Source organism: Bradyrhizobium betae, assembly GCF_004123905.1.
Taxonomy (GTDB): Bacteria; Pseudomonadota; Alphaproteobacteria; order Rhizobiales; family Xanthobacteraceae; genus Bradyrhizobium; species Bradyrhizobium betae_A.
In genome coordinates this window covers 443,457-456,174 of sequence record NZ_MZXW01000015.1, presented here as the reverse complement: position 1 = coordinate 456,174, position 12,718 = coordinate 443,457, and the positions used below count along the sequence as shown (strand labels likewise).

The 12,718-nt window shown below is 65.1% G+C and carries 12 protein-coding genes; 10 read left to right on the top strand and 2 right to left on the bottom strand.

The genetic code is table 11. The annotated features are described in order from the left end of the window. Window positions 1-49: 49 nt before the first annotated feature. The 10 genes from B5V03_RS09940 to B5V03_RS09895 all read left to right on the top strand — a co-directional run bounded on the left by B5V03_RS09940 (window position 50) and on the right by B5V03_RS09895 (window position 9,820). Window positions 50-988, top strand: a complete 939-nt coding sequence (locus B5V03_RS09940; RefSeq protein ID WP_129269608.1) for a ring-cleaving dioxygenase — start codon at window positions 50-52, stop codon at window positions 986-988. Then, window positions 985-1,605 carry an alpha/beta hydrolase gene (locus B5V03_RS09935; protein WP_129269606.1) on the top strand — a complete coding sequence of 207 codons (621 nt, stop codon included), beginning with the start codon at window positions 985-987 and terminating at the stop codon, window positions 1,603-1,605. Before B5V03_RS09940 ends, B5V03_RS09935 begins: the two co-directional genes overlap by 4 nt. A 180-nt stretch (window positions 1,606-1,785) precedes the next feature. Next, window positions 1,786-2,568 (top strand): IclR family transcriptional regulator, encoded by a 783-nt coding sequence (locus B5V03_RS09930; protein ID WP_129269604.1) that lies wholly within the window; start codon window positions 1,786-1,788, stop codon window positions 2,566-2,568. Then, entirely contained in the window at window positions 2,565-3,440 is an 876-nt protein-coding gene (locus B5V03_RS09925) for an ABC transporter permease (RefSeq protein WP_129269602.1), read from the top strand. Before B5V03_RS09930 ends, B5V03_RS09925 begins: the two co-directional genes overlap by 4 nt. Before the next feature lie 59 nt (window positions 3,441-3,499). Beyond that, window positions 3,500-4,309, top strand: coding sequence for an ABC transporter permease (locus tag B5V03_RS09920; RefSeq protein WP_245502190.1), 810 nt, complete (start codon window positions 3,500-3,502; stop codon window positions 4,307-4,309). A 30-nt stretch (window positions 4,310-4,339) separates the two neighbouring features. Then, the gene (locus B5V03_RS09915) at window positions 4,340-5,398 is read left to right on the top strand and encodes an extracellular solute-binding protein (protein WP_129269598.1); all 1,059 of its coding nucleotides are present in this window, start codon (window positions 4,340-4,342) and stop codon (window positions 5,396-5,398) included. Next, on the top strand, window positions 5,395-6,465 hold the full coding sequence (locus tag B5V03_RS09910) for an ABC transporter ATP-binding protein (RefSeq protein WP_129269596.1): 1,071 nt from the start codon (window positions 5,395-5,397) through the stop codon (window positions 6,463-6,465). Before B5V03_RS09915 ends, B5V03_RS09910 begins: the two co-directional genes overlap by 4 nt. Window positions 6,466-6,470: 5 nt before the next feature. Next, the gene (locus B5V03_RS09905; RefSeq protein ID WP_129269594.1) at window positions 6,471-7,157 is read left to right on the top strand and encodes an AroM family protein; all 687 of its coding nucleotides are present in this window, start codon (window positions 6,471-6,473) and stop codon (window positions 7,155-7,157) included. Continuing rightward, window positions 7,154-8,260, top strand: a complete 1,107-nt coding sequence (locus B5V03_RS09900; protein ID WP_129269592.1) for a DUF917 domain-containing protein — start codon at window positions 7,154-7,156, stop codon at window positions 8,258-8,260. The genes B5V03_RS09905 and B5V03_RS09900 overlap by 4 nt, the downstream gene beginning before the upstream one ends. A gap of 6 nt (window positions 8,261-8,266) precedes the next feature. Continuing rightward, window positions 8,267-9,820 carry a hydantoinase/oxoprolinase N-terminal domain-containing protein gene (locus B5V03_RS09895; RefSeq protein WP_129269590.1) on the top strand — a complete coding sequence of 518 codons (1,554 nt, stop codon included), beginning with the start codon at window positions 8,267-8,269 and terminating at the stop codon, window positions 9,818-9,820. Window positions 9,821-10,541: 721 nt separating this feature from the next. Here the strand turns inward: B5V03_RS09895 and B5V03_RS09890 are convergent. Next, window positions 10,542-10,850: a GIY-YIG nuclease family protein gene (locus B5V03_RS09890; RefSeq protein ID WP_129269588.1), complete on the bottom strand. Its 309-nt coding sequence runs from the start codon at window positions 10,848-10,850 to the stop codon at window positions 10,542-10,544. 342 nt (window positions 10,851-11,192) lie between these two features. Further along, the gene (locus B5V03_RS09885) at window positions 11,193-12,689 is read right to left on the bottom strand and encodes an ABC transporter substrate-binding protein (protein WP_129269586.1); all 1,497 of its coding nucleotides are present in this window, start codon (window positions 12,687-12,689) and stop codon (window positions 11,193-11,195) included. Window positions 12,690-12,718 lie beyond the last annotated feature (29 nt).

The window sequence follows — 12,718 nt, the reverse complement described above, 5'->3', positions numbered from 1 at the left end:
GATATTTCGACCCAGAGCAAGACCGCTCCCCGAACTCTGGAGGACGACCATGTCTGGACTGCACCATGTCACCGCGATCGCCGGCGACCCGATTCGCAATTTTGGCTTTTACACCCGGGATCTCGGCCTGCGCTTCGTCAAGAAGACGGTTAATTTCGACGATCCCGGCACCTATCACTTCTACTACGGCGACGAGACCGGCCGCCCCGGCACCATCCTGACCTTCTTCCCCTGGGCTGGCGCACCGGCCGGTCGCCGCGGCGTCGGCGAGACCCATCAGACCGCCTTCCGCGTGCCGCAGCGCTCGCTCGGCTACTGGACGCAGCGTTTCATCGAAAAGGGCATCGCCTTCGAGGCGCTGGAAAAGCGTTTTGGTGAATCCGTGCTGCCGTTGACCGATCCTGACGGCATGGCGCTCGCGCTGGTTGGCATTCCCGACGCGGAGAACGAGCCCGGCTGGAGCAATGGCGACGTGCCGGCCGAGCACGCAATCCGCGGCTTCCACGGCGTGACCTTGCTGCTCGACAGCGCGGCCAAAACGGCGGCCGTCCTCACGGACGTGTTCGGCTTCAAGGAGACGGGCCGCGAAGGCTCCGTGATCCGCTTCAAGGCGCCTGATAATGTCGAAGGCAGCGTCGTCGACATCTACGAAGCCAAGGGCTTTTTGCGCGGCCACCAAGGTAGCGGCTCCGTCCACCACATCGCCTTTCGCGCGGCTGACGATGCCGAGCAGGGCCAGATGGCGCAAAAGCTCGTGAGCGATCATGGCCTGCATCCGACCGAGCAGCGCGACCGCAATTACTTCCGCTCGATCTACTTCCGCGAGCCCGGCGGCGTGCTGTTCGAGATCGCAACCGATATCCCGGGCTTCGCCGTCGACGAACCCGTCGCGACGCTGGGGCGTGACCTGAAGCTGCCTGAATTCCTCGAGCAACACCGCAAGCAAATCGAGGGCGTGCTGCCGAGCCTGGAAGAGACCGCGTCATGACCGACTTCATCCATCGTTTCGAGCCCGCGACCAACGCGGGCTCCCCTCCGCTGCTGCTGCTCCACGGCACCGGCGGCGACGAAAACGACCTGCTCGGACTCGGCAAGATGATCTCGCCCGGCTCGGCCCTGCTCTCGCCGCGCGGCCGGGTGCTCGAGCACGGCATGCCGCGCTTCTTCCGCCGCCTCGCCGAAGGCGTGTTCGACGAGGAGGATTTGCGCCGACGCGCGCGCGAACTCGGTGAGTTCGTCGCGGATGCACGGAAGCAATACGACATCGCAGCACCAGTTGCGGTCGGCTTCTCCAACGGCGCCAACATCGCAGCCGCGCTGTTGCTGCTGAAGCCGGACGTGCTCGCAGGCGCGATCCTGTTGCGTGCGATGGTGCCGCTGTCGGATCCGCCGAAGCCGGAGCTCGGCGGCAAACCGGTGTTGCTACTCTCCGGCCAGGCCGATCCGATCGTGCCGGCGAGCAATTCGGCGGAGCTTGCGGCGTCGTTGTCGGAAGCCGGCGCGCGTGTCGACCACAAGGTGTTGCCGGCAGGCCATCAATTGTCGCAGGCCGACGTGACGCTGGCGCGCAACTGGATCGTCACAGTCGACGCGAAAGCTGCCTGATCCCAGGAAGCGGCGCGCCGTCCAACCGGCGCGCCGCTTCGACATCCTGGCAAGCGACCTTCCGCCGCAGCTGCGCAATCGGGCGCCAGCCTGCGCGAAATTTCCGCTTGCCCGTTTTCACGCCATGCTTAGAATTTGGGACAAGGTTCCGAAATTTGGAACTTCCTTGGACCGACCTTCATGAGCGCCCTCACCAATGCCATCGAGATCCTGCGCTGCTTTTCCAGCGCGCGGCCGGATCTGTCCTTCGCGGACGTGATGGCGTTAACGGGCAAGCCGAAGAGCTCGACCTCGCGGCTGCTACGGTCCTTGCGTGACTGCGGCCTGCTCGAGCAGGACCCGCACACCCGCCGCTACCGGCCGGGCCTCCTCACTTTCGAGCTCGGCCGGCTGCACCGCGCCCATGACGATCTCATCAGCATGGCCGAGCGCGAATTGCGCGAGGTCTGCGCGCGTACTGGTCACACCGGCTACATCGCCGTGCTCGACGGTTTTGAGCAGGTCGTGCTCCGGATCGTGCCGGGCTCGAATCCGCTGCGTGTGGTCAATCCGCCCGGCCAGCGCACGCCGGCACTCGCGACCTCGAACGGCCGCGCCATGCTTGCACGCCTCACCGACGAGGACATCCGCGCCCGCGTGCCCGCGACCTATCCAAAGCTGCCGCGCAATTCGCCGCAAAACTTCAAGCAGTTGATGCTGCGCCTGAACGAGATCCGCGGCACCGGCGTATCGGAAGCAGCCGACGAATCGATCGAGGGCGTCGGCTCCCAAGGTTTTGCGCTGAAGAGCGGCGAGACCGGCGAGATGATCGGGATCGCGGTGTCCTATTCGGTGCAGGCGACCACCGCCGCCGAGCGCGCCAATGTCCGCCGCGAGCTCGCTGCGATGGCCGCAAAGCTCAGGCGCATGACCGGCGATACGCTCGATCAGGACACCGCACGCATCCGGACGGGGACGCGATGAGCAGCACCGCGACCACGCGCCCCAACGGCCTTGCGCTCTTCATCCTGCCGAGCGCGCTGCTGTTCACTCTGTTCTTCTTCCTGCCGATCGGGCTGATGGCGCTGATGAGCGTGCTCACCGGCAATCCGGTGGTGATGCCGAAGGTCGCCTTCACGACGCGTCACTACGCCCGCATGATCGGCGATCCCTTTTATCTCGAAGTGATCTGGACCACGATCCGGATCGGGCTCGTGACCACGCTGGTCGCGCTTGTGATCGGCTATCCCCTGGCGCACTGGATGGCGCGCATCAGGAGCCGCACCGGGCACGCGCTGCTGCTGATGGCGGTGCTGGCGCCGATGCTGACCGGCATCGTGGTGCGCACCTTCGCGTGGATGACGCTGCTGTCCGACAAGGGCGTGGTCAACCAAACCCTGATCTCGCTCGGTCTCATCTCTCAACCCCTGAAACTGATGTACACCGAGACCGGCATCGTGGTCGGCCTCGTCCACATCTACGTCCCCTTCATGGTGCTGACCCTCACCGGCGTGATCGGCCGCATCGACGAGCGACTGGAGCAGGCCGCCGAAAATCTCGGCGCAAGCCCCTTGCGCGCGTTCATCGAAGTGACGCTGCCGCTCAGCCTGCCCGGCATCCTCGCCGGCTCCCTCCTCGTCTTCGCGCTCGCGATCAGCGCCTATGTCACGCCGATCCTGCTCGGTGGCTTCCAGATCATGACGCTGCCGATCCTGATCTACCAGCAGATTTCCGCGAACTTCAACGTCGGCTTCGCCGCCGCGCTCGGCATCGTCCTGCTCATGATCTCGCTTCTGCTCGTCATCGCCTATAACCGCGCGCTCGGCCTCGTCTCCGGCCAGCGCGAATTGCAGTGAGGCCGGTGATGCAAACCACGGCCTCGTCCTCGCTCCCAGTAGCCCAGCAGGCCGCATCTATGCCGGTGCCCGGGCCTACCAGGCCCTACGGCCGCTACCTCTATCTCGCCGTCAACATCGCCATCCTGATCTTCCTGCTGGCACCAATCGCCATCGTCGTCGTCTTCGCGCTGAACCCGACGCCTTTCATCCAGTTTCCGCCAGTCGGCGTGTCCTTGCGCTGGTTCGAAAAGTTCTTCGCCTCGCGCGACTTCATGCACGCGCTCTGGTTCAGCCTCGAAGTCGCGGTCCTCACCACGGTCTCGGCAACGATGCTGGGCGCCTCCGCGGCGCTGGCGCTGGCGCGCGGTAATCTGCCGGGCACGCGGCTGATCGTGGCGACCATGCTCTCGCCGCTGATGCTGCCGGCGATCCTGACCGGGCTTGCGCTATTCCAGACCTATGTGCTGCTCGATGTGGGACGGCCGACCTGGGGCCTCGTTGCCGGCCACACGCTGGTGACGCTGCCTTACGTGGTGCGTACGACGCTCGCAGTGCTGCATAATTTCGATACGCGTCTGGAAGAGGCCGCGCAAAATCTCGGCGCCAGTCCGCTGCGCACCTTCTTCGAGGTGACGCTGCCGCTGATCAAGCCCGGCGTGCTCGCCGGCGCGATCTTCGCCTTCATCGTCTCGTTCGACCAGTTTCCGGTGTCGCTGTTCTTGGTCAGCCCGGGCAACGAGACGCTGCCGGTCACGCTGTTCAACTATCTCAAGTTTGATCTCGACGGCACCATTGGCGCCGCGTCCGTCGTCTCGATCGTGCTTGCCTTTGTCGTCGTCATCGGGCTCGACCGCACGGTGGGCTTGCGCTCCTACGTCAAATTGTAACCGCTCATTGTAACCTTAGGGATTCGAGACATGATGAAAGCCTTGGGACCGCTCAGCCGCCGCCGCTTTCTGACCGCGAGCGCCTCGCTCGGCATCGGCACGATCGCCGCGCCTTACGTCGCGCGCGCCGACGATCCGACGCTGCGCATCACCGGCTGGGGCGGCAAGTGGGGCGACATCATGAAGGCCGAGATCGGTCCAGCCTTCGAGAGCGAGTTCAAGTGCAAGCTCCAGATCGATTCTGCCTTCCCCTATCTGCCAAAGCTCCAGGCGAGCTCGCGCTCCGCGCCGATCTACGACGTGATGCACACCAATTCCAACGAACAGTGGGCCGCCGCCGAAATGGGCCTGGTCGAGCCGAAGATCGATCCCAAGCTCGTGCCGAACCTCGCCGACGTCTATCCCTACGCCATCAGCGACAAGATCGTCGGCGTCTCGATCTTCACCAGCGCCATCGGCCTCGGCATGCGCACCGACAAGGGCTATAACGGCGTCACCTCCTGGAAGGAGCTGTGGGACGCGAAGTACAACGGCGTCCGCGGCGGCTACGTCATTCCCGTCAACAGTCTCGGCCAGGCCTTCCTGATGATGTGCGGCACGCTGTTCGGCAAGGGCCAGACCGATCTCGACGCGGCCTATATGGCGCTGGAGAAGCTGAAGCCGATCAAGATCGTCGACTTCACCGGCGCGATGGAGAAGATGCTGCTGTCGGGCGAAGTCGGCATGTGCGTCATCCACGATTCCGGCATCTACCGCTATGACGGCCAGAACCAGCCGACCGATTTCGTCTCACCGAGCGAAGGTGTGTTGTCGCTGGAGCAAGTTTTGACCATCACGCCGGGCAGCAAGATGAAGGAGCTCGCCAACGCCTACGTCAACTACATGCTCCGCCCCGAGGTGCAGAAGCGTCTCGCGGAGACGGTGTGGTACTCGCCGGCCAACAAGAAGGTGAAGCTCGACGCCAAATACGACGCCAAGCTGCTCACCACGCCCGAGAAGGTGTCGAAGCTGATCCAGGTCGACTGGAAGTGGTACAATGAGCGCAAGGACGAGATCGACCAGCGCGTCAACCGGATCTTCCGCGCATGAGCGCATCGATCGAGATCGCCGGTGTCAGCAAGGTCTATGACGGCGGCGTGCGCGCGGTGGACGCGGTCGCCATGGACATCAGGCAGGGCGAGTTCTTCTCCCTGCTCGGCCCGTCCGGCTGCGGCAAGACCACAACGCTGCGCATGATCGCCGGCTTCGAGATTCCGAGCGCCGGTGCGATCCGGGTCGACGGCGCCGACGTCACCCATGTGCCCGCGCACAAGCGCGACATGGGCATGGTGTTCCAGAACTACGCGCTGTTTCCCCATCGGACCGTCGCCGAGAACGTCGCCTTCGGCTTGCGCATGCGCGGCCTCGACAAGGCGACCATCGCGGTCAAGGTGAAGGCGGCGCTCGCCATGGTCGAGCTCTCCGGTCTGGAAGATCGCCGGCCCGCCCAGCTCTCCGGCGGCCAGCAACAGCGCGTTGCGCTCGCCCGCGCCATCGTGATCGCACCACGCGTCCTGCTCTGCGACGAGCCGCTCGGGGCGCTCGACAAGAAGCTGCGTCAGCAGATGCAGTTCGAGCTCAAGCAGCTCCAGAAGAAGCTCGGCCTGACGCTCGTCTTCGTCACCCACGACCAGGAAGAGGCCCTGGCGATGTCCGACCGCATCGCCGTGATGAACGGCGGCCGCGTCGAGCAGGTCGGCACGCCGACGGAAATCTACAACCAGCCCATCACGCGCTTCGTCGCCGACTTCATCGGCGACACCAACATCTTTCGCGGCGAGCGCGTTGGCCCAAACCTCGATGTGGGCAAAGGCCTGATCCTCGCCCTGCCGCCCTCGGAGATGCAGAGCACCGGCGTTCTCTCGGTGGCGCTGCGCCCTGAAAAGATTCGTCTCTCGCCGCGCACGGACGCCGCCGTCACAGCGGGAAGCTGCGCCCACGGCATCGTCGAGAACACCAACTTCCTCGGCGGCGCGGTGCTCTACCGCGTCACGCTCGAGGGCGGCCATCGCGTCCTCGTGCAGCAGCCCAATGCAGGCACGAGCCGCCTGTTCATTCCCGGCAACGGTGTCACGCTCGAATGGACGCCGGCCGATCTTGTCGTCTTGAAGGACTAGACCAAATGAACATGCCATTGCAGCACCAGCGCATCGGGGTCGTCGTGATCGGCCAGAGCCCGCGCCCCACCGTCGCCGCCGAGATCGCTACCGTGCTCTCGTCGGGCATCCAGATCGAGCTGCGCGGCGCGCTCGACGGCATGAGCCGTGCCGAGATCGACGCCATCCCGCCGATGGACGGCTACGACACGCTGTTCACGCTGCTGCCGAATGGCGACGGCGTCACCATCAGCAAGAAGGAAGTCGAGCGCCGCGCGAGCCAGCAGATCACCCGCTTCAAGCACGAGGGCGTCGGCGTGACGCTGATGGCCTGCACCGGCAAATTTCCCAATCTCGCCGCGGACGGTCTCGTCATTCTCCCCTCGGCCATCCTGCATAATCTCGTCGAAGCCGTGCTGCCGAATGGCCGGCTCGGCGTGTTCTCGCCGCTGGCTGAGCAGACCGCGCTGATCGACAGGAAGTGGCAGCGCGACGGCGTCGAGGTCGTCGGCATCACCCTGCGTCCCGGTTCCGACGATGCCACGGTCGACGAAGCCGCGCGCACGATGGCCGACCTCGAACCCGATCTCGTGGTGATGGACTGCATCAGCTACACCAGCGCCAACAAGGCACGCGTGCGCAAAGCCTATCCCGGTCCTGTGATTCTCGGCATTGCCGCCGCGGCCCGCATTGTCGAGGAGCTGGTGTCGTGAGAAGTGCGGAATTGAAGACGATCAGCCTCGAGGAGATCGAGGCACTCGCGGTCGGCGCCTGGATTCTCGGCACCGGCGGCGGCGGCAGCCCCTATCTCGGCCTGCTCAATCTGCGCCGGCTCTATGCCGAGGGTACCCGCGTGCAATTGATGTCGCCGCTCGACCTCGACGACGACGACTGGGTCGCGGTGGTCTCCAACATGGGCGCGCCGCTGGTCGGGCAGGAACGGCTTGCCGACAGCCGCAACATCGCGCGCGCCGTGCGCATGCAGGAGGAGATCAACGGCATCAAGTTCCGCGCCGTGATGTCGGTTGAGATCGGCGGCGGCAACGGCGTGCAGGCGCTGATGGCGGCCGCCCATCTCGGCATCCCTGTGGTGGACGCCGACTGCATGGGCCGCGCCTTCCCCGAGGCGCAGATGACGTCGGTCGCGATCGGAGATTTACGTCCCTACCCCTGCACGCTGTACGATCCGCGCGGCATCGAGGCTGTCGTGACCAAGGTGCCTACCTGGAAATGGATGGAGCGGGCGAGCCGCAAGATTTGCGTCGAGATGGGCTCGATCGCCTCCACCAGCAAGGCGCCGCGCACCGGCCGCGAGGTGAAGGACTGGGGCATTCACTTCACCACCACCAAGGCTATCGGCATCGGCCGCGCCGTGCAGGAGGCCAATCGCCGTCACGAGGATCCGATCGCCGCGCTGCTCGCAACCGAAGGCGGCAAGAAGCTGTTCACCGGCAAGATCGTCGACGTCGCCCGGCGCACGACGGAAGGATTCTTGCGCGGCACCGCGATGGTCGACGGCAGCGATGCCGATCGGGGCACGAAGCTCAAGCTCTCGTTCCAGAACGAATGGATCGTGGCCTGGCGCGGTGAGGAGGCGATCGCGACGTCGCCCGATTTGATCTGCGTGCTCGACAGCGTCAACGGCCATGGCATCGGCACCGAGACCATCCGCTACGGCCAGCGCGTCACCGTCGTCGCCCTGCCCGCGCCGCCGGTGCTGACGAGCCCCCGCGGTCTCGAATTCGTCGGGCCGCGCGCCTTCGGCTACGACCTCGATTTCCGTTCCCTCTTCTCGCCCGCTGCGGCTGGAGCTTAAGACCCCATGAAGCGTATTGGCATCGACGTCGGCGGCACCAACACGGACGCCGTGCTGATCGTCGACGAGAAGGTCGTCCATTCCGTCAAGCGTCCGACCACGGCCGACGTCACCTCGGGCATCCTCGACGCGCTGAAGGCGTTGCGTGCCGAGCCCGCCGCCGCGGTGAAGGTCGATGCGGTCGTGATCGGCACCACGCATTTCATCAACGCGGTGGTGCAGCGCCGTCACGTCCAGAAGATCGCCGCGATCCGCATCGGCATGCCCGCCAGCGCCTCGCTGCCGCCGTTCTGCGACTGGCCCACTGACCTCGCCACGCTCGTCAATGGCGAGATCTTCATGCTGGAAGGCGGCCACGACTATGATGGCCGCCCGTTCATGCCGCTCGACATCGCCGGCCTCAAGCACGCCGCGCGAAAGATCAAGGATGCGGGCCTGCGCTCGGTCGCGGTGTGCTCGAGCTTCTCGCCGCTCGATCCCTCCTGCGAGACGACGGCCCGCGAGATCCTCGCCGAGATCTGTCCTGATGTCGCGGTGACGATGTCGCACGATCTCGGCCGCATCGGTCTTCTGGAGCGCGAGAACGCCGCGCTGCTCAACGCCTCCCTGCACGACCTCGCCATCACCACGGTCGCGGCCTTCCGCAAGGCGATCGCCGACAGCGGCATCGATGCGCCGCTGTTCCTGACCCAGAACGACGGCACCGTGATGCAGGCCGAGATCGCCACCGCCTTCCCGGTGATGAGCTTTGCCTCCGGCGCCACCAACTCCATGCGTGGCGCCGCGCATCTGTCCGGCCTCGACGACGCCATGGTCGTCGACGTCGGCGGCACCACCAGCGACATCGGCCAGCTTCGCCACGGTTTTCCGCGCGAGGCCAATGCCGTGGTTGAGGTCGGCGGCGTACGCACGCTGTTCCGGATGCCTGACCTCCTGTCGATCGGGCTCGGCGGCGGCAGCCATGTCGACGAGGACCCGGTCCGCGTCGGCCCGCTCAGCGTCGGCTATCGCCTGACGTCGGATGCGCTGGTGTTCGGCGGCGCGCGCCTCACTGCGACGGACATCGCAGTTGCGGCAGGTCTCATCGACATCGGCGACCGCTCACGCGTCGCCAATCTGCCGAAACGCCTGATCGAGGCCGCGCTGCGCGACGCCTGGCGCAAGCTGGAGGAAGACATCGACCGCATGAAGACCGAGGCCGGCGACGTGCCGCTGCTGGCGGTTGGCGGCGGCGCCTTCCTGGTGCCGGATCGCCTGCCCGGCATTTCCGAGATCGTGCGCGTGCCGCATGGCGACTGCGCCAATGCGGTGGGCGCCGCGATCGCGCAAGTCTCTGGCGAAGCCGACCAGGTGTTCCGCGACCTCAGCCGCGAGGATGCGATTGCCGCCGCACGCGATATCGCCGCCGACCGCGCGGTTCAGGCCGGAGCCGCGCGCGACAGTCTCAAGACCGTCGACGTCGAGGACATGCCGATTGCGTATCTGCCGGGCAATGCGTTGCGGGTGCGGGTGCGCGTGGCGGGCGCGATTGCGGATCCGGATCTGCCGGCGGCGGCTTGACGACGTGCGGCTAAACACAAATTTCGAAAACAACCCCATGCACAGTAGACGGGGATAGTGGAATCAATGGCTTACGCGGATGGGGTCGCTCAGGCTTGAGAGACAAGTATCTGCGGAGACATACCCCTCACCCAAGTGAGTTCGTGTCTGCCAGCGTCGCTGCCCTCTCCCGCAAGGGACAACGGGCAGGCGCGCCATTTGACTCGTCGGGCAAAACAGGGGTATGATGCTAATATTCCGAAATCGTCACGCGCCGCTGAGCAGGCTGCTCGCCCCATCATCCTGAGGTGCGAGTTCGGCAGCGCGACTCCGCTGCCGGGCGAGCCTCGAAGGATGTACGGCCGTGATGCAGCCGGGCCGCCGCCCTTCGAGGGCCGCTGAAGAGCGGCCACCTCAGGGGGACGGTGATAGATGCACGCCAAGCGTCATGCGCCGCTGAGCACCCTGCTTGCCCCGTCATCCTGAGGTGCGAGTGATGGGACGCAAAGCGTCCCATCGGGAGCCTCGAAGGATGTACGGCCCGGACGCAGCCGGGCCGTCGCCCTTCGAGGGCCGCTGAAGAAGCGGCCACCTCAGGGTGACGGTGATGGATGCACGCCAAGCGTCATGCGCCGCTGAGCACCCTGCTTGCCCCGTCATCCTGAGGTGCGAGTGATGGGACGCAAAGCGTCCCATCGGGAGCCTCGAAGGATGTACGGCCCGGATGCCGCCGGACCAGCGCTTACTTCTTCTGCCTGGGTGCTCCAGCGCGCCTGCGTGCAAGCTGGCTCACGGATTTCCAATCAGACCGAATGAGCGCTTGCTTCTTGGCGCGGCTCCATCCCTTGAGCTGGCGCTCGGCCGCAATGCCGTCAGTGATGCGATCGAAATATTCCGACCACACCAGAACGACCGGTCGTCGCGAATAGGTGTATCCTGGATAAGCGCCGGCATTGTGCTCGTCGACCCGCTTGGACGTGTCCTCGCCAGTGGCGCTTCCAATGTAGAACGAGCCGTCCGCGCAGCGCAGCATGTAGACATAGATGCCCACAACATCATCCTTCGAGGCTCGCCACGTGGCGCGTTGCGCCGCGCGTCTCGCACCTCAGGATGACGGCGGAGTGCTGGTTGTTAACGCTTTATAAAGCAATTTTTGAGTGTGCCGCTGTTTTATTTCGTTCTCTGCACTTCGAAAACGACGGACCTTGTCACTCCGTCATCCTGAGGTGCGAGTGATGGGACGCAACGCGTCCCATCGGGAGCCTCGAAGGATGCACGGCCGGGATGCAGCCGGGCCGTCGCCCTTCGAGGGCCGCTGAAGAAGCGGCCACCTCTGGGTGACGGTGATAGATCTGCTTCAGGCGCTGAGGCTGCGGACTCGTGCCCTCGCCCCTTATTCCCAAGACCACGTCGAGAAATCGTTCTCGTATTGGGGCACGTCTTTCCAGACGCCCTTCAGCTTCTTGGCTGTGATGGTGATCAGCTGCGGCTGGTACATGTAGGCGGAGACGGCGTCGGTGGCGAGCATGCGCTGGGCGTCGCCGAGAAGTTTGGCACGGGCGGCATCGTCGGGCGTCGAGACGATCTGCTTGTAGAGCGCGTTGAAGGCCTCGTTGTTGTAGCCGAGATAGTAGTCGGGCTCGGTGACCTTGACGAGGTCAAACGGCTCGACGTGGCTGACGATGGTGAGGTCGAAATTATGCGGACCATTGCCGGCGAACACCTGCGACAGCCATTGCGCCCATTCGACGTTCTCGATCTTGGCGATGATGCCGATCTTGGCGAGCTGGGCCGCGACGATCTCGCCACCCTGCCGCGCATAGGACGGCGGCGGCAGCTTGAGCGACAGTTCGAGCGGCGTGGTGACACCGGCCTCCGCAAGGAGCTTCTTGGCCTTCTCGGGGTCGTAGAGGTTGATGCCTGTGGTGTCGACATAGCCGAGCGATCCCGGCACGTAGAAGCTGCCGATCGGCGTGCCGAAGCCGTCCACCGCACCGTCGATCATGGCCTTGCGGTCGATCGCGGCGATGATGGCGCGACGGACGCGGACGTCATCAAGCGGCTTCTTGCGGTGGTTGAACGCGACGATGGTCTTGGCCTTGGAGCCGCCAACCAGCACCGAAAAGCGCGGATCGGATTTGAACTGGGGCAAGGCGCGGGCAGCTGCGACGCGCGGGAACGCATCGACGTCGCCCGACAGCAGCGCCGCCACCTGCGCCGCCGGATCGGAGATGAAGCGGATCGTCACCTTGGACAGCTTGATCGCGGAGGCGTTGCGATAATCGGCCCATTTGTTCAGCGTGATCGACGAACCCTTGGCCCAGGCTCCGAGCTGATAGGGTCCAGTACCGACCGGCTGCGTGACGTTGGTGGCCGCGCTCTTCGGCTCGACGATCGAGCCGCCCGCCTGTCCCAGCAGGAACGGCAGGTTCGGCTCGGAGTATTTCACTGTGATCACGATCGTGTCGGCATCCGGCGCGTCGACCTTATCAAAAGCCTGGTACAGGCTCTTGTCCTTGTTGGTGCTGGTCGGCGCCGCATTGCGCTCGAACGAGAACTTCACCGCCGCGGAATCGAAGGGTTCACCGTTGTGGAATTTGACGCCCTTGCGCAGCTTGAAAGTATAGGTCTTCAGATCAGGCGAGGCAGTCCAGCTCTCGGCCAGCAGCGGCGAGACCGAGCCGTCCTCGTTGATCTTGGTCAGGGTCTCATAGATGTTGTAGAGCGTGACCTCGGCGATCGCGGCGGCGGCGGCATTGGTGGGATCGAGCCCCGGCGGCTCCAGCGCCATCGCCATGACGACGCTGTCCTTCTTGCTCTGCGCCAGGACCGGCAGCGGCGCTGCGACGAGCGCGGCCGCAAATGCAACGATCGATAGTTTTTTGAACATGCCCAACTCTCCGGCCCTCTGTCTTCCCA